The organism is Pseudomonas paraeruginosa, from assembly GCF_003025345.2.
Taxonomy (GTDB): domain Bacteria; phylum Pseudomonadota; class Gammaproteobacteria; order Pseudomonadales; family Pseudomonadaceae; genus Pseudomonas; species Pseudomonas paraeruginosa.
This window is the reverse complement of sequence record NZ_CP020560.1, coordinates 1-17,112: the sequence shown is the minus strand read 5'-3', so window position 1 is coordinate 17,112 and position 17,112 is coordinate 1. Positions and strand designations below refer to the sequence as shown.

Here is a 17,112-nt window from a genome sequence, read left to right as displayed (position 1 = left end):
CCCATGCACTACGCCTCCATTTTCCGCATCCTCGGCGTCCTGCTGATGCTCTTCAGCAGCGCGCAGATTCCGCCGCTACTGGTCGCCCTGTTCTATGCCGAGCCGGTCTGGCAGCCGTTCCTGCTGGCCTTCGTCATCACCCTCGCCACAGGCGCCTGCATCTGGTGGCCGGTGCGCGGCGTACAGGAAGAGCTGCGCATCCGCGAGGGCTACCTGATCACCGCGCTGTTCTGGGTCGTCCTCGGCAGCTTCGGCGCGATTCCCTTCATGTTCTCCGAAACCCCGCACATGAGCCTCACCGACGCCCTGTTCGAGGCGATCTCCGGCATCAGCACCACCGGCGCAACGGTGCTCACCGGGCTCGACCGGCTGCCGCGGGCGATCCTCTACTATCGCCAGCAACTGCAATGGTTCGGCGGCATGGGCATCGTGGTGCTGGCGGTGGCGATCATGCCGATGCTCGGTATCGGCGGCATGCAGCTGTACCGCGCGGAGATGCCGGGTCCGCTGAAGGAGCAGAAGCTCTCGCCGCGCATCGCCGACACCGCCAAGACCCTCTGGCTGATCTACTGCGGCCTGACCCTTGCCTGCGCGCTGGCCTACTGGGCTGCCGGAATGAGCCTGTTCGACGCCGTCGGGCACAGTTTCTCGACCATCGCCATCGGCGGCTTCTCCACCCACGACGCGAGCATCGGCTACTTCGACAGCCCGCTGATAGAAGCGACCTGCATGTTCTTCCTGGTCGTCTCGGGAATCAATTTCGGCCTGCATTTCCTCGCCTGGCGCCGCCGCAGCCTGGCCCATTACCTGCGCGATCCGGAGTGCCGCGCCTACCTGTCGATCCTGCTCGCGGTATTCCTGGTCACAGCGCTGGCGCTGGTCTCCCAGCGCCACTACGAACAGCCGTTGCAGGCGGTCCGCTATGCCGCCTTCATGGTGGTCTCGATCGGCACCACTACCGGCTTCGGCCTGGCCGACTTCGCCACCTGGCCGACCTTCCTCCCGCATCTGCTGCTCTACACCACCTTCATCGGTGCCTGCGCCGGCTCCACCGGCGGCGGCATGAAGGTGATGCGCATCCTCCTGGTGTACCGCCAGGGCATGCGTGAATTCATGCGCCTGCTGCACCCCAGCGGGGTGTTCCTGGTCAAGCTCGGACGCCGGCCGATTCCCGACCGGGTGGTGGAGTCGGTGTGGGGGTTCTGCTCGATCTACCTGGTCACCTTCGTCGTGCTGATGCTGGTGCTGCTGGCCCTGGGCGTAGACCTGCTGACCGCCTTCTCCAGCCTTTCGTCATGCCTGAACAACCTCGGCCCGGCCCTCGGCGAGGCTGCCGCGCACTATGGCGGCCTGCCGGACAGCGCCAAGCTGGTGCTGGCCTTCGCCATGATGCTCGGCCGCCTGGAGGTGTTCTCGCTGCTGATCCTGTTCACCCCGGCATTCTGGCGCTACTGACGCCCCGGGCGGAGACAGGCAGAATGGCCGGCATCGACGGAAAAGGGCAGGACGATGATCGAAGGTCTGGAAAAGATGCTGGCCAAGGGCGTGGACAACGCGCTGCTGCGCTTCGGCCTCGGAAAGGGCTACCTGGATGCGGGCAACGCCGAACGCGCCGCAGAGCATCTGCAAAGCTGCGTGGAACAGGACCCCGGGTACTCCGCCGGCTGGAAGCTGCTGGGCAAGGCGCGCCAGGCCGGCGGCGACCTCGATGGCGCAAGGCGGGCCTGGGAGCAGGGGCTGAAGGCGGCCACGGCGCACGGCGACAAGCAGGCCGAAAAGGAAATGGCGGTGTTCCTGCGCAAGCTGGACAAGGCGAAGCCCTGACGAACCATTCGTAACCCTGGGCGCGGTCTCGATCTTACGTAGGGCGGATGGCGCAAAGGGTCATCCGCCAACCTCGCGGACCCCATATGGGCGTGAGGGAAATTGACATGACAGCACTTCCATGCGGACCTTTTCCCTCTCTCCGTAGGCTCGTTCCGCCAGCGCCGTAGCCTGTGTCCGGAACGGCCCGCCCCCCATTGAGATGCCTCGGGCAACCGCCTAGTTTCGACCTGTCGCATCGCCAACCGCCGAAAAGCAGTCCCGCATGCGACGCCGGACATCCCTCGCTTCTTTCGGAGTCACCCATGTCGAAACACACCCGTTACGCTCCTCCGCAGCTCCACTTCGAACCGGACCAGGCGCTCCTCTACATCTATCGGAACGCCTCCAGCGACGCCCTGTTCGAGACCGCTCAGGAACGCCTGAAAGGACTTGTCGGCCTCCTGCAGGCCCTGGAGCGATTCCGTACGCGTACCGGCGGCGACCTGTCGATCGGCCGCGCGACAGACATCCTGCACACGCTGGCGTCCGACGCGCTGACACTGCACATGGCCGCGCGCAACGTCGCCCCCTGAACGAAAAAGGCGCAGCGGCTACCTCCGCTGCGCCTCTTCATCAGTCTGGATGCGCATCAGGCGTCGTCGCTCCGCGGCCGTCCCGGCAGCATCTTCAGGATGCCATTGAGCAACATGCCGTAGAGCGGCACGAACAGCAGCAGGCTGATGCTCAGCTTCACACCGTAGTCCACCGTGGCGATTTCCACCCAGTGCTGCGCCATGAACGGGTTGTCGCTGCGCCAGAACGCGACGAAGAAGAAGGTGAAGGTATCCAGCAGGTTGCCGAGGATGGTCGAGGCTACTGGGGCGGTCCACCAGTGCCGTGATCGACGCAGGCGATCGAACACCTGGATGTCGAGGACCTGGCCGAGGACGTAGGCGAGGAAACTCGCCAGGGATATCCGCGCTACGAATGTGTTGAATTCCAGCAGGGCGGAGAGGCCGCGGAACGCAGCCTCCTGGAACAGCACCGAGACCACGTAGGAGGCGATCAGCGCCGGGAGCATCACCCGGGCGATCACCAGCCGGGCAGGGCCCTTGCCCATCAGGCGCACGGTGAGATCGGTGGCCAGAAAGATGAAAGGGAAGCTGAACGCGCCCCAGGTGGTGTGCCAGCCGAACAGGGTCACAGGTAGCTGCACCAGGTAATTGCTGGCGATGATGATGAATATGTGAAAGACGATCAGGCCGGCCAGGGTGCCGCGCCAGGCCGTCGGGGAGGAGGCTGACATGTACTGTCCTTTTTACGCGCTGGGGTGAGGGAACCCATGCCCGGCCCCATGCCGAGCGGCGCGCATTCTAGCCGATAACGGGCGGCGGATTCGCCCGTTCGCTGATCGATGGCAGGACCGTGGTTCCACGTGGAACATCGGGTTTCATTGATCGGCGAGGAAGCGCAGGCCGACGCCCTCGGCGTCGATGCGCACCACTTCCATGCGCAATACCGGCGCCTCGATGGGCAAATCCTGCACCTGGCCCGTAACGATGCTGCCGACGTCCAGTCGAAGAAGGTCGGGATGCTTCACGTAGACACCGGTATCGGAGAGATCGCGAGTCTGAGCCATCAGCTCGCCCAGTTGCGGGTGGCTGATCCGAATCCGGCATTTGATAGGGGTTCGTGGGTATTGTCGTTGGTTATCCATCGAGTCCCTCGGGGACCAGCGGGAGAGGTTGAGCATAGTACCCGGATATGAAAAAGGCGTCTTCCGACGCCTTTTTTTCAGTACCACTTCTTCTCGCCGTCCGGGCGGTTCTTGAAGCGCTTCATGCTCCACATGTACTGGCTCGGATAGGCCCGTACATACTTGGCCAGTTCGCGGCTCATGGCGGCCACCGAGACATCCAGGTCCTTGTCGTACATGTCCGCCGGCGCCGCTTCGAGGATCACCTTGTAGCCGCTGCCATCGGGCAGGCGTACCGCATGGAAGAACACCCCGCGCGCCTTGCCACGCGATAGCAGCTGCGGGACGAACTTGCTGATCAACGCCGTGGTGCCGAGGTAGGGCACGAAGAGACCGGCAGTACGCGCCGGTTCCGGGTCGGCGGGAATCCCCACGCAACCGCCTCTCTTCACTTCCTTGATCACGCTGAGGATGCCTTCCGGGGTCGAGGGTGCAACCCGATTGCCCAGCTGGACGCGCTGCTTCTTCAACAGTTCGTCCACCGCCTTCAGCTTCGGCGGACGATAGAAAATGATCGGCTTGGCATAGGAGCAATAGAAGTGGTTAAGCACTTCCCAGTTGCCCAGGTGACTGGTGATGCCGACCAGGCCGTCGCCGGACGCCAGTGCCTCTTCCAGCACCTCCATGCCCTCGACTTCACGGATGTACTTCAGCGACTTCTCCGGCGGCCAGATCCAGGCGCAGGCGCTTTCGGTGAGCGTCTTGCCGATGTCCATCAGGCTCTGCCCGACCAGCTTCTCCAGCTCAGTCTCGGACAGTTCCGGGAAGCACTTGGACAGGTTGATCCTCACGACCTCCCGTGACCGGTTCGGCAGCTTCCACATCAGCCAGCCAATACCGGCCCCGACGCCCTGTACAGCGCGCCAGGGCAACAATGCGAACAGGCGCAGGGCACCCACCACCAGGGCACCTTTGAATTTCTCCACGAAATACTCCTCGCTCGACTCGAACGCGCATTGTACGTCAGGAGCGAGGCGAGGGCGGCAGCCAAAGGCAGCGGCGCGTGTGTTGCTCCCCCAGCGCACGGATGTTCCACGTGGAACCTTCCAACGCCGGAGCGGGGCGCCGCTGTCGGATTCCTCCTCGGCGCATTGGCTGTTGTCGGCGTCGGCGGCGCAGCCTTAAGGCAGAGGAGGGGGCCGTGCTTCCTCGAAGCCCTGGCGACAGGCAAGGGCAGCCATTCCGCCTGCGCAAGCCGGACTAACCGGCAAGCTGGGCGTAGCGGTCGCAATCCCGGGTGTGGTCCATGACCATGCCGCTGGCCTGCATGAATGCGTAGCAGATGGTCGGCCCGACGAAGTTGAAGCCAGCCTTGCGCAACGCCTTGCTCATGGCCTCGGCTTCCGGGGTGATCGCCGGCACCTCGGCGCGCCCGGCAAAATGATTGATCTTCGGCTGGCCGCCGACGAACGACCAGAGGAATCCCGCCGGGTCATCCAGCTCCAGCCAGGCCTGGGCATTCTGCCGGGCGGCGTTGAGTTTCGAGCGGTTGCGGATGATACCGGGGTCTAGCATCAGCTCATCGATCTCCGCATCGCTCATCTGTGCCACCCGTTGCACGTCGAAGCCGAACAACACCGCGCGATAGCGCTCGCGCTTCTTCAGTACGGTGATCCATGACAGCCCGGCCTGGAAGCCCTCCAGCAGGAGCAACTCGAACAGCGCGTCGGGATCGCGCTGCGGCACTCCCCACTCCTCGTCGTGATAGGCCATGTAGAGGGGATCATCGTTGCACCAGAAGCAGCGTGGCATAAGGCTTTCCGTGATTTCCAGGGGATCGGGGGAACGGGCGAGGCGGTAAGGGAATCGGGTATACTTCCGCGTTTTGTATCGAAGCCTCAGCACAGGTGAATTTCGTGAGCCAGACTACGCCCGCCGTGCGCACCTTCCAAGACCTGATTCTCGCCCTGCAGAACTACTGGGCCGAGCAGGGCTGCGTGGTGCTGCAGCCCTACGACATGGAAGTGGGCGCCGGCACCTTCCACACCGCGACTTTCCTCCGCGCCATCGGCCCGGAGACCTGGAACGCCGCCTACGTCCAGCCGAGCCGCCGTCCCACCGACGGCCGCTATGGCGAGAACCCCAACCGCCTGCAGCACTACTACCAGTTCCAGGTGGTCCTCAAGCCAAACCCGGAGAACTTCCAGGAACTCTACCTCGGCTCGCTGAAAGCCATCGGCATCGACCCGCTGGTCCACGACATCCGCTTCGTCGAAGACAACTGGGAATCGCCGACCCTCGGCGCCTGGGGCCTGGGCTGGGAAATCTGGCTGAACGGCATGGAAGTCACCCAGTTCACCTACTTCCAGCAGGTCGGCGGCATCGAGTGCTACCCCGTCACCGGCGAGATCACCTACGGCCTGGAGCGCCTGGCCATGTACCTGCAGGGTGTGGACTCGGTCTACGACCTGATCTGGACCGACGGTCCGTTCGGCAAGGTCACCTACGGCGACGTGTTCCACCAGAACGAAGTGGAGCAGTCCACCTTCAACTTCGAGCATGCCAACGTGCCGAAGCTGTTCGAGCTGTTCGACTTCTACGAAAGCGAAGCCAACCGCCTGATCGAACTGGAACTTCCGCTGCCGACCTACGAGATGGTTCTCAAGGCCTCGCACACCTTCAACCTGCTGGATGCACGCCGCGCCATCTCGGTCACCGAGCGCCAGCGCTACATCCTCCGCGTGCGCACCCTGGCCCGTGCCGTGGCGCAGAGCTACCTGCAGGCCCGCGCGCGCCTCGGCTTCCCCATGGCCACCCCCGAACTGCGTGACGAAGTACTGGCCAAGCTGAAGGAGGCCGAATGATGAGCGCCAAGGATTTCCTGGTCGAACTGGGCACCGAAGAGTTGCCGCCAAAAGCCCTCAACAGCCTCGGCGAAGCCTTCCTCAACGGCATCGAGAAAGGCCTCAAGGCCGCCGGCCTCAGCTACTCCGCTGCGCGCTTCTATGCGGCGCCGCGCCGTCTCGCCGTGCTGGTCGAGCAACTCGCCGTGCAGCAGCCGGACCGGACCGTCAACCTCGACGGACCGCCGCTGCAGGCCGCCTTCGACGCCAGCGGCAAGCCGACCCAGGCCGCCCTGGGCTTCGCCAAGAAGTGCGGCGTGGACCTGGAGCAGATCGACAAGAGCGGTCCGAAGCTGCGCTTCAGCCAGACCATCGCCGGCCAGCCGGCCGCCGGACTGCTGCCGGGCATCGTCGAGACCTCGCTGAACGAGCTGCCGATTCCCAAGCGCATGCGCTGGGCCGCCCGTCGCGACGAATTCGTGCGCCCGACCCAGTGGCTGGTGATGCTGTTCGGCGACGAAGTGGTCGACTGCGAGATCCTCGCCCAGAAAGCCGGCCGCGAATCCCGCGGCCACCGTTTCCACAACCCGGACAACGTACGCATCTCCAGCCCGGCCGCGTATCTGGAAGATCTGCGCGGCGCCCATGTGCTGGCCGATTTCGCCGAGCGCCGCGAGCTGATCGCCAAGCGTGTGGCCGAACTGGCCGCCGAGCAGCAGGGCAGCGCCATCGTGCCGCCGAGCCTGCTCGACGAGGTGACCGCGCTGGTCGAGTGGCCGGTGCCGCTGGTCTGCTCCTTCGAGGAACGTTTCCTTGAGGTCCCGCAGGAAGCCCTGATCACCACCATGCAGGACAACCAGAAGTACTTCTGCCTGCTGGACGCCAACGGCAAGCTGCTGCCGCGCTTCATCACCGTCGCCAACGTCGAGAGCAAGGCGCCGGAGAACATCGTCAGCGGCAACGAGAAGGTGGTTCGCCCGCGTCTCACCGACGCCGAGTTCTTCTTCAAGCAGGACAAGAAGCAGCCATTGGAAAGCTTCAACGAGCGCCTGCAGAACGTGGTGTTCCAGGCCCAGCTCGGCACCGTGTTCGACAAGGCCCGACGGGTTTCCGGCCTGGCCGCCTACATCGCCGAACGCATCGGCGGCGACGCGCAGAACGCCGCGCGTGCCGGCATCCTGTCCAAGTGCGACCTGGCCACTGAGATGGTCGGCGAGTTCCCCGAGATGCAGGGCGTCGCCGGCTATTACTACGCCACCCACGGCGGTGAGCCGGAAGACGTGGCCCTGGCCCTGAACGAGCAGTACATGCCGCGCGGCGCCGGCGCCGAGCTGCCCTCGACCCTGACCGGCGCCGCCGTGGCGGTGGCCGACAAGCTCGACACCCTGGTCGGCATCTTCGGCATCGGTATGCTCCCCACCGGCAGCAAGGATCCCTACGCGCTGCGCCGCGCCGCGCTGGGCGTGCTGCGCATCCTGATCGAAAAACAGCTCGACCTGGACCTGGTGGCCGCGGTCCACGCCGCCGTCGAGCAGTACGGCGACAAGGTCAAGGCTGCCGGACTGGCCGAGCAGGTGCTGGATTTCGTGTTCGACCGCCTGCGTGCGCGCTACGAGGACGAAGGCGTGGACGTGACCGTGTACCAGTCGGTGCGCGCGCTCAAGCCGAGTTCGCCGCTGGACTTCGACCAGCGCGTGCAGGCCGTCCAGGCTTTCCGCCAGTTGCCGGAAGCCGAGGCCCTGGCTGCGGCGAACAAGCGGGTGTCGAATATCCTCGCCAAGTCGGAGGATGAGGTTCCGGCGAGCGTGGATGCCAGCCTGCTGGTAGAAGCCGCGGAGAAGGCCCTGGGCAGCGCCGTGGCGAACGCCGAGAGCGAAGTCGCTCCGTTGGCCGCGGCGCGCGACTACCGCGCGGCACTGGCTCGCCTGGCGGCCCTGCGCGAGCCGGTGGATGCGTTCTTCGCCGACGTGATGGTCAACGTCGATGACAGCAGCGTGCGCGCCAACCGCTACGCGCTGCTGGCCAAGCTGCGTGGACTGTTCCTCGGGGTGGCGGACATTTCGCTGCTCGGCTGAGCCTGTTCGCCTCGAAGAAAGGCCCGGCGTCCTCGCGACGCCGGGCCTTTTTTCGTTACAGGACCTTCAGGTACTCCAGCAACACGCGCTTCTCCTCGGCCGACAGGCTGCCGCCGTACTCACGGCCGCAGCGGCTGTTGCCTGAGTCACGCCGGTCCGTACCTGTCCATCGAGGATGGCGTGCTGGCGGCTGTGGCAGTGCCTTCAGCCAGGGCAGGGGGGCATCACCCGCGAGCCCTGGTCGCGGCTGTAGAATTCCTGGCGATGGCTCGTCGTTCCATCCGCGATGCTCCGGCTGGCTGAGGTAGAATCGACCCTTTCCGTTCATGGCCAACTGCGCATCGATGTCCCGTTCCCTGCTGATTCTCGACCGCGATGGAGTCATCAACCTCGACTCCGACGACTACATCAAGACCCTCGACGAGTGGATCCCGATCCCCAGCTCGATCGAAGCCATCGCCCGCCTGAGCAAGGCCGGCTGGACCGTCGCGGTGGCCACCAACCAGTCCGGCATCGCCCGCGGCTATTACGAACTGGCGGTGCTCGAGGCGATGCACGCACGCTTGCGCGAACTGGTCGCGAAGCAGGGCGGCGAACTCGGCCTCATCGTCTATTGTCCGCATGGACCGGACGACGGCTGCGACTGCCGCAAGCCGAAGCCGGGCATGCTGCGGCAGATCGGCGAGCACTACGGGGTCGACCTGTCGGGCATCTGGTTCGTCGGCGACAGCATCGGTGACCTGGAGGCGGCGCGGGCCGTCGATTGTCAGCCGGTGTTGGTAAAGACCGGAAAAGGTGTACGTACGCTGGGCAAGCCCTTGCCAGAGGGCACCCTGATATTCGACGATCTGGCGGCAGTCGCCAGCGCATTACTTCAGTAAGGTCAGAATACATGTCGACAGTGCAGGCCATCAGAACCGTCCTCTTTTACCTGCTGCTGTCCTCCAGCGCGTTCGTCTGGGGCACCCTCAGCTTCTTCATCGCGCCGTTCCTGCCGTTTCGCGCCCGCTACCGCTTCGTGGTGCGGAGCTGGTGCCGCTTCGCGATCTGGCTGACCCGCGTGGTCGCCGGCATCCGCTACGAGGTACGCGGCCTGGAGAACGTGCCCGAGCAACCCTGCGTGATCCTCTCCAAGCACCAGAGCACCTGGGAAACCTTCTTCCTCTCCGGCTTCTTCGAACCGCTCAGCCAGGTGCTCAAGCGCGAGTTGCTCTACGTGCCGTTCTTCGGCTGGGCCCTGGCCCTGCTCAAGCCCATCGCCATCGACCGCAGCCAACCCAAGCTGGCGCTCAAGCAACTGGCCAAGCAGGGCGACGAGTGCCTGAAGAAAGGCGCCTGGGTACTGATCTTCCCGGAGGGTACGCGCATTCCGGTGGGGCAGATGGGCAAGTTCTCCCGCGGCGGCACCGCCCTGGCGGTCAACGCCGGGCTGCCGGTACTGCCGATCGCCCACAACGCCGGGCAGTTTTGGCCCAAGGCCGGATGGGCCAAGTACCCGGGCACCATCCAGGTGGTGATCGGCCCGGCTATGCACGCCGAAGGCGAAGGCCCGCGCGCCATCGCCGAGCTCAACCAGCGCGCCGAGGCCTGGGTCAGCGAGACCATGGCCGAGATCAGCCCCACCCAGCAGCGGGTCAGCCATCCGGAGCCGTCTGTGGTTTCGTGAGGCCGCCGCAAAGGCCCCTTCAAGGCCTCCTGTGCGCCGATTCGATAAAAGAAGCCCCGCCGTAGCGGGGCTTCCTGTTTTCACGCGAGACCCAAGCACAGGCCGGCTGGCAACGACCGAGCGAACCGGCTGGCGTGTCCCGCAGCCCCAGACCGGTGGAACGCCCGCCCGGACACCGGGGTCCAGGGCGCCAATGCCGGCGGGTAGCTGGCGGACTCGATCACACTTCGGCAAGGCAGGCACGGGCCTGTATCCGGTTACCCGACCAAAAAAGAAAACCCCGGCGCCAGGCCGGGGTTGGGGTTTCCCTGAGGATCGGTCTGTCGACCTCTTACACGTCCAGGTTCGACACCGCCAGCGCGTTGCTTTCGATGAAGTCGCGACGCGGCTCCACGGCATCGCCCATCAGGGTGTTGAAGATCTGGTCGGCGGCGATGGCGTCCTCGATGGTGACCTTGAGCATGCGGCGGACGTTCGGGTCCATGGTGGTTTCCCACAACTGTTCCGGGTTCATCTCGCCCAGTCCCTTGTATCGCTGGATGCTGTGGCGCTTGGTGCCTTCGGCCATCAGCCAGTCCAGACCGTCCTTGAAGGCGCTGATCGGCCGCTTGCGCTCACCCTTCTGCACGTAGGCGCCGTCCTCCAGCAGGCTGTTCAACTGGTCGCCGAGCAGCGACACCGAGCGGTAGTCGTTGCTGGCGAAGAAGTCACGGTTGAAGGTGACGTAGCTGGACAGCCCGTGAGCCACCAGTTCCACCTCGGGCAGCCACAGGTGGCGCTCGCGGTCTTCGCGCAGGCTGGCCTTGTAGGTCAGGCCGGACTTCTCGGCGGCGCTCAGGCGCGCCTGGAATTTCTCCAGCCAGCCCTGCATCACCGACTCGTTGGCCAGGTCATCCACCGACACGGTGGGCAGGTAGATGAAGTGCTCGGTCAGCTCCTGCGGGTACAGGCGCGAGAGGCGCTTGAGGGTGGCGATCACCCCGCGGTACTCGTTGACCAGCTTCTCCAGCGCCGCGCCGGCCAGGCCCGGGGCGTGCTCGTTGACGTGCAGGCTGGCATCTTCCAGGGCCGACTGGGTCATGTACTCTTCCATGGCCTGGTCGTCCTTGATGTACTGTTCCTGCTTGCCACGCTTGACCTTGTACAGCGGCGGCTGGGCGATGTACACGTAGCCGCGCTCGATCAGCTCGGGCATCTGGCGGAAGAAGAAGGTCAGCAGCAGGGTACGGATGTGCGAACCGTCGACGTCAGCATCGGTCATGATGATGATGTTGTGGTAGCGCAGCTTGTCGATGTTGTACTCCTCGCGACCGATGCCGCAACCCAGGGCGGTGATCAGCGTGCCGACCTCCTGGGAAGAGAGCATCTTGTCGAAGCGCGCCTTCTCGACGTTGAGGATCTTGCCCTTGAGCGGCAGGATCGCCTGGGTCCGGCGGTTGCGGCCCTGCTTGGCGGAGCCGCCCGCGGAGTCACCCTCCACGATGTACAGTTCGGAGAGCGCCGGGTCCTTCTCCTGGCAGTCTGCCAGCTTGCCGGGCAGGCCGGCGATGTCCAGCGCGCCCTTGCGGCGGGTCATCTCGCGCGCCTTGCGCGCCGCCTCGCGGGCCCGCGCGGCATCGATCATCTTGCCGACCACGGCCTTGGCTTCGTTGGGGTTCTCCAGCAGGAAGTCGGCGAAGTACTTGCCCATTTCCTGTTCCACCGCGGTCTTCACCTCGGAGGAGACCAGCTTGTCCTTGGTCTGCGAGCTGAATTTCGGATCCGGCACCTTCACCGAGATGATCGCGGTGAGGCCTTCGCGGGCGTCGTCGCCGGTGGTGGCGATCTTGAATTTCTTCGCCAGGCCCTCGGCCTCGATGTAGTTGTTCAGGTTACGCGTCAGCGCCGAGCGGAAGCCGGCCAGGTGGGTGCCGCCGTCACGCTGCGGGATGTTGTTGGTGAAGCAGAGGATGTTCTCGTTGAAGCTGTCGTTCCACTGCAGGGCGACTTCCACGCCCACGCCGTCTTCTTCGCGCTGGACATTGAAGTGGAAGACCTGGTTCACCGCGGACTTGTTGGTGTTCAGGTACTCGACGAAGGCCTTCAGGCCGCCCTCGTACTTGAACAGCTCTTCCTTGCCGGTGCGTTCGTCACGCAACAGGATGCCGACGCCGGAATTGAGGAAGGACAATTCGCGGATCCGCTTGGCCAGAATGTCCCAGCTGAAATGAATGTTGCTGAAGGTCTCCGGCGACGGCTTGAAGTGCACCTCGGTACCGGAACCGTCGGTTTCGCCCACCTCGCGCAGCGGGAATTGTGGCACGCCGTGGTGGTAGACCTGTTCCCAGACCTTGTTGTGGCGACGGATGGTCAGGCGCAACTCATGGGACAGCGCGTTCACCACCGAGACGCCCACACCGTGCAGGCCGCCGGACACCTTGTAGGTGTTGTCGTCGAACTTGCCGCCGGCGTGGAGGACGGTCATGATCACTTCCGCCGCAGAAACCCCTTCTTCCTTGTGGATATCCACCGGAATGCCGCGCCCGTTGTCACGGACGGTGATCGACTCGTCCGTATGGATGGTGATGCTGATTTCGCTGCAATAGCCGGCCAGCGCTTCGTCGATGGAGTTGTCCACCACCTCGAACACCATGTGGTGCAGACCGGTGCCATCGTCGGTGTCGCCGATGTACATGCCGGGGCGCTTGCGTACGGCATCCAGCCCCTTCAGCACCTTGATGCTGGAAGAGTCGTACGTGTTGTTCTCGCTCATGCTTCACTCCCGATGGTCGTGGTCTGAGAGACTTTTCCATGTTCCACGTGGAACATGGCTACCGGCGTATCCGTGCGCCAGCCGTCTTTCAATAGTTGCAGGTCCACGCAGGTGATGAATACCTGGCAACCCAAATCTTCAAGCAAGCGGCAAAGAGCCATTCGATGCTGCTCATCCAGTTCCGAGGGCAGGTCGTCCACCAGGTAGACGCACTGTCCGCGCTTGGCGCGATTGATCAGATGCCCCTGGGCGATGCGCAGGGCGCATACCACCAGCTTCTGCTGTCCGCGCGAGAGAATCTCGGCTGCGTTATGACCCGCCAACCGTATGCGAAGATCCGCACGCTGCGGTCCCGCCTGGGTGTGGCCCATCTGCTGGTCGCGCAACAGGCTGGAGGCCAGGACGTCCTGGAGGTCCCGGTCCTTGTCCCAGCCTCGGTAGTAGCTCAGGGTCAGGTCATCCAGCGAAACCAACTCGGCGAGGGTTTCCTCGAACACCGGTTTCAGCGCTTGGATATAGCTTCTGCGGTAGGCATCGATCTCATCGCTGGCCAGGCTCAACTCCCGGTCCCAGGCCGCTTGCGACGCGGGGTCCAGTTTACCATGCCGGAGCCAGGAGTTCCGCTGGCGCAGCGCCTTCTGCAAGCGTTGCCAGACGGGCAGGAAGCGAGGTTCCACGTGGAACACTCCCCAATCGAGGAACTGCCGACGAATTTTCGGCGCGCCCTCGAGAAGGCGAAAGCTGTCCGGATTGATCAGTTGCAAGGGAAGGGTTTCCGCCAACTGAGCAGCACTTCGGGCGTTCTGCCCATCGATGCGGATGGTGAACTCGCCCTGGCGTTCACGGGAAATCCCGAGATTGCTGGCTATGCCATTGGCCAACATCACCTGGCCGAATACAGTGCAGGCCGCTTCCTCGTACTGGATCACCGGCTGCAGGCGAGCGCTGCGGAACGAGCGCGCCAGGCCCAGCAGGTGGATCGCTTCGAGCACGCTGGTCTTGCCGCTGCCGTTGTCGCCGTAGAGGATGTTGATGCGGGGGGAGGGGGAGAGGGTCACCGGGTGCAGGTTGCGCACCGCGGTGACCGAAACGCGGGTCAGGGACATTCAGCGTGATTAGAGGCGCATCGGCATGACGACGTAGGCGGAATCGTCATTGTCGGCCTCGTGGACCAGGGCGCTGCTGTTGGAGTCGGAGAGAATGAAGCGGACCTGTTCGGTACCGATCACGCCCAGCACGTCGAGCAGGTAGCTGACGTTGAAGCCGATCTCCAGGTTCCCGCCGTTGTACTCGACCTGCACTTCTTCCTCGGCCTCTTCCTGTTCCGGGTTGTTCGCCTGGATCTTCAGCAGACCGTTGGACAGCTGCAGGCGAATGCCGCGGTACTTCTCGTTGGAGAGGATCGCGGTACGGCTGAAGGCCTCGCGCAGTTGCTGACGATCACCGACCACCAGTTTGTCGCCGCCACGCGGCAGCACACGCTCGTAGTCCGGGAACTTGCCGTCCACCAGCTTCGAGGTGAAGGTGAACTCTCCGGTGGTGGCGCGAATGTGGTGCTGGCCGAGGACGATGCCGACCTCGCCATCCTGCTCGGTGAGCAGGCGCGCCAGTTCGAGGATGCCCTTGCGCGGGACGATCACCTGGTGGCGGTCCTGCGACGGGATCTGCGCGTCCAGCGAGCACATGGCCAGGCGGTGCCCATCGGTGGCGACGGAGCGCAGGGCGCCACCGTTCACTTCCAGGAGCATGCCGTTGAGGTAGTAGCGCACATCCTGCTGCGCCATGGCGAAGCTGGTGCGATCGATCAGGCGACGCAGCTTGCTCTGGGCGATGCTGAAGTTCAGCGAACCGGGGCCTTCCTCGACGGTGGGGAAGTCGTTGGCCGGCAGGGTGGAGAGGGTAAAACGGCTGCGGCCGGCCTTCACCAGGAGCTTCTGCTCTTCGACACGGATGTCGATCAGCACATCGCTGGGCAGGCTCTTGCAGATGTCCATCAGCTTGCGCGCCGGTACGGTGATCTCGCCGGGCTCGGCGGCATCCTCCAGTACCACGCGACCGACCAGCTCGACCTCGAGGTCGGTACCGGTCAGCGACAGCTGCTGGCCTTCGACCACCAGCAGGACGTTGGAGAGAACCGGCAATGTCTGGCGGCGTTCCACGACGCCGGCGACCAGTTGCAGCGGTTTCAACAGGGCTTCGCGTTGAATGGTGAAATGCATGGTCTAGTCCCTTGCCTCGTGGGCTGCGTCAGGTAGTCAGGGTACGCAGCAGGTTCTTGTAGTCCTCGCGGATATCCGCGTCGGATTCCCTAAGTTGAGCGATCTTACGACAGGCGTGCAACACGGTGGTGTGATCCCGACCGCCGAAGGCCACGCCGATCTCCGGCAGGCTGTGATTGGTCAGTTCCTTGGAGAGCGCCATGGCCACCTGGCGCGGACGCGCCACCGAACGCGAACGCCGCTTGGACAACAGATCGGAGATCTTGATCTTGTAGTACTCGGCGACGGTGCGCTGGATGTTGTCGATGCTGACCAGCTTGTCCTGCAGGGCCAGCAGATCCTTCAGCGACTCGCGGATCAGCTCGATGGTGATCGGCCGACCCATGAAGTGCGAGTGGGCGATCACCCGCTTCAGCGCGCCTTCCAGTTCGCGCACGTTGGAACGGATGCGCTGGGCGATGAAGAACGCCGCATCGTGCGGCAGTTCGATCTTGGCCTGCTCGGCCTTCTTCATCAGGATCGCGACACGGGTTTCCAGTTCCGGCGGCTCGACGGCCACCGTCAGGCCCCAGCCGAAGCGGGATTTCAGCCGCTCTTCCAAGCCTTCGATTTCCTTCGGATAGCGGTCGCTGGTGAGGATCACCTGCTGGCCGCCTTCGAGAAGGGCGTTGAAGGTGTGGAAGAACTCTTCCTGGGAGCGCTCCTTACGGGCGAAGAACTGGATATCGTCGATCAGCAGCGCGTCCACCGAGCGGTAGAAGCGCTTGAACTCGTTGATGGCGTTGAGCTGCAGGGCCTTGACCATGTCCGCGACGAAGCGCTCCGAATGCAGGTAGACGACCTTGGCGTTCGGATTCTTCTTCAGCAGATGGTTACCTACAGCATGCATCAGGTGGGTCTTGCCCAGGCCGACCCCACCATAGAGGAACAGCGGGTTGTAGCCATGCTTGAGGTTGTCCGCCACCTGCCAGGCCGCGGCGCGGGCCAGTTGGTTGGACTTGCCCTCGACGAAGTTCTCGAAGGTGAAGGTGCGGTTCAGGTAGCTGGTGTGCTTCAGCGCGCCTTCGACCTGGACGTTGCGCTCGGTGCGTATTGCCGGCGCGGCGCCAGCCGGCATGGCTACGGCCAGCGGATCGATGCTCGGTTCTTCCGCCTCGTAGGAGTCGGCCGTGACGCTGGAAACCGCCGCCACAGGCGGCAGCTCTTCGCGAGGAACCACGACCGGTGCGGCAGACACCGGCTGTACCGGCGCCGGCGGCGGTGCGACCGGAGGCGGGGGCGCCACGTGGGATTGCGATGGCACGATGGCGGCACGCGGGGTGCGGCTGCGCTTGCTGCCTATTAATAAGGAAAGCGCGGGCAATTGCCCCTCGCCGCGTTCACCGAGCAGTTCCAGGAGGCGACCGAGGTACTTCTCGTTCACCCAATCGAGGACGAAACGGTTGGGTGCATACACACGCAATTCGTCGCCTTCGGCTTCGACCTGCAAGGGACGGATCCAGGTGTTGAATTGTTGGGACGGCAGCTCATCGCGGAGAAGATCCACGCACTGCTGCCAGAGTTCCACGGACACGGATATCCCCCAAAGATTGGAAAGGCGGCACAACGAAAGAAGCGCCTATTGTAGCCGTATGGGCCGGACTTATCCACATGCCGATGCGCCGAGCACCCAAGCAAATCAAGACCTTAATAAAAGCAGGCCGACCGACGGACGGTCATCCTGAACTGTGTGGATAACCCTTGTGCCGCTGGGGGTACATCCCTGGTGATCGGCATGTGGAAAAAAGCCCTGTGGATAACCAGGACATCCATCCCCAGGCTTCGCGCAGGATCGAAACAGCCTCGCCACCGTTTCTCGACAACCTTTTGCCCATGGGAAATGCCCGGCCCTAATGGCTTTCAATGAGTTATACACAGAAACCGGTCCAGCCAAGAGCAATAACCGCTTCTATCCTTTAAAAGAAAAATGACTTCCCTGTATCTATCTATTACGTGGTCGCTGGTTGGAAATTGACCTGCCCGTTCGATTTCACTAGAATCGCCGGTCTCTTTAAA

14 protein-coding genes and 2 pseudogenes are annotated in these 17,112 nt (G+C 63.9%); 7 read left to right on the top strand and 9 right to left on the bottom strand.

All coding sequences use genetic code 11. The features are described 5' to 3' along the window. Window positions 1–3: 3 nt before the first annotated feature. From B7D75_RS00080 to B7D75_RS00070, 3 genes are all read left to right on the top strand, one after another. Window positions 4–1,455, top strand: coding sequence for a TrkH family potassium uptake protein (locus B7D75_RS00080; protein WP_107113611.1), 1,452 nt, complete (start codon window positions 4–6; stop codon window positions 1,453–1,455). Window positions 1,456–1,509: 54 nt separating this feature from the next. After that, window positions 1,510–1,824 (top strand): tetratricopeptide repeat protein, encoded by a 315-nt coding sequence (locus B7D75_RS00075; RefSeq protein WP_003150831.1) that lies wholly within the window; start codon window positions 1,510–1,512, stop codon window positions 1,822–1,824. A 305-nt stretch (window positions 1,825–2,129) separates the two neighbouring features. Beyond that, window positions 2,130–2,399 carry a hypothetical protein gene (locus B7D75_RS00070; protein WP_011979045.1) on the top strand — a complete coding sequence of 90 codons (270 nt, stop codon included), beginning with the start codon at window positions 2,130–2,132 and terminating at the stop codon, window positions 2,397–2,399. 56 nt (window positions 2,400–2,455) lie between these two features. Here the strand turns inward: B7D75_RS00070 and B7D75_RS00065 are convergent, their stop codons facing one another. The 4 genes from B7D75_RS00065 to B7D75_RS00050 form a co-directional block, all read right to left on the bottom strand. After that, window positions 2,456–3,112, bottom strand: a complete 657-nt coding sequence (locus tag B7D75_RS00065; protein ID WP_053816453.1) for a 7-cyano-7-deazaguanine/7-aminomethyl-7-deazaguanine transporter — start codon at window positions 3,110–3,112, stop codon at window positions 2,456–2,458. Window positions 3,113–3,256: 144 nt separating this feature from the next. Further along, the gene (locus B7D75_RS00060) at window positions 3,257–3,523 is read right to left on the bottom strand and encodes a PilZ domain-containing protein (protein WP_003150824.1); all 267 of its coding nucleotides are present in this window, start codon (window positions 3,521–3,523) and stop codon (window positions 3,257–3,259) included. A 77-nt stretch (window positions 3,524–3,600) separates the two neighbouring features. Further along, window positions 3,601–4,488, bottom strand: a complete 888-nt coding sequence (locus B7D75_RS00055) for a lysophospholipid acyltransferase (RefSeq protein ID WP_034080768.1) — start codon at window positions 4,486–4,488, stop codon at window positions 3,601–3,603. Between the two features lie 274 nt (window positions 4,489–4,762). Then, window positions 4,763–5,314 carry a DNA-3-methyladenine glycosylase I gene (locus B7D75_RS00050; protein ID WP_034080767.1) on the bottom strand — a complete coding sequence of 184 codons (552 nt, stop codon included), beginning with the start codon at window positions 5,312–5,314 and terminating at the stop codon, window positions 4,763–4,765. A gap of 104 nt (window positions 5,315–5,418) precedes the next feature. On the opposite strand from B7D75_RS00050, the gene glyQ reads away from it, so the two are divergent. Both glyQ and glyS read left to right on the top strand, forming a co-directional pair. Further along, window positions 5,419–6,366, top strand: a complete 948-nt coding sequence (gene glyQ / locus B7D75_RS00045) for a glycine--tRNA ligase subunit alpha (protein WP_011979042.1) — start codon at window positions 5,419–5,421, stop codon at window positions 6,364–6,366. Beyond that, window positions 6,366–8,420, top strand: a complete 2,055-nt coding sequence (gene glyS / locus B7D75_RS00040; protein ID WP_058174438.1) for a glycine--tRNA ligase subunit beta — start codon at window positions 6,366–6,368, stop codon at window positions 8,418–8,420. Before glyQ ends, glyS begins: the two co-directional genes overlap by 1 nt. A gap of 55 nt (window positions 8,421–8,475) precedes the next feature. On the opposite strand, the pseudogene B7D75_RS29655 reads toward glyS, so the two are convergent. Further along, a pseudogene (locus B7D75_RS29655) lies at window positions 8,476–8,586 on the bottom strand (hypothetical protein); the annotation flags it as partial. A gap of 178 nt (window positions 8,587–8,764) precedes the next feature. On the opposite strand from B7D75_RS29655, the gene gmhB reads away from it, so the two are divergent. Together gmhB and B7D75_RS00025 are read left to right on the top strand one after the other, a co-directional pair. Then, window positions 8,765–9,301: a D-glycero-beta-D-manno-heptose 1,7-bisphosphate 7-phosphatase gene (gmhB, locus tag B7D75_RS00030; RefSeq protein WP_033997735.1), complete on the top strand. Its 537-nt coding sequence runs from the start codon at window positions 8,765–8,767 to the stop codon at window positions 9,299–9,301. An 11-nt stretch (window positions 9,302–9,312) separates the two neighbouring features. Then, window positions 9,313–10,086 carry a lysophospholipid acyltransferase family protein gene (locus tag B7D75_RS00025; protein ID WP_003150817.1) on the top strand — a complete coding sequence of 258 codons (774 nt, stop codon included), beginning with the start codon at window positions 9,313–9,315 and terminating at the stop codon, window positions 10,084–10,086. A 331-nt stretch (window positions 10,087–10,417) separates the two neighbouring features. On the opposite strand, the gene gyrB is transcribed toward B7D75_RS00025, so the two are convergent. The 4 genes and pseudogenes from gyrB to dnaA form a co-directional block, all read right to left on the bottom strand. After that, entirely contained in the window at window positions 10,418–12,838 is a 2,421-nt protein-coding gene (gene gyrB / locus B7D75_RS00020; protein ID WP_011979039.1) for a DNA topoisomerase (ATP-hydrolyzing) subunit B, read from the bottom strand. A gap of 3 nt (window positions 12,839–12,841) precedes the next feature. Continuing rightward, a pseudogene (gene recF / locus B7D75_RS00015) lies at window positions 12,842–13,944 on the bottom strand (DNA replication/repair protein RecF). A 9-nt stretch (window positions 13,945–13,953) separates the two neighbouring features. Next, on the bottom strand, window positions 13,954–15,057 hold the full coding sequence (dnaN, locus tag B7D75_RS00010) for a DNA polymerase III subunit beta (protein ID WP_034080765.1): 1,104 nt from the start codon (window positions 15,055–15,057) through the stop codon (window positions 13,954–13,956). 28 nt (window positions 15,058–15,085) lie between these two features. Further along, window positions 15,086–16,630: a chromosomal replication initiator protein DnaA gene (gene dnaA / locus B7D75_RS00005; RefSeq protein ID WP_034080764.1), complete on the bottom strand. Its 1,545-nt coding sequence runs from the start codon at window positions 16,628–16,630 to the stop codon at window positions 15,086–15,088. Window positions 16,631–17,112: the final 482 nt, after the last annotated feature.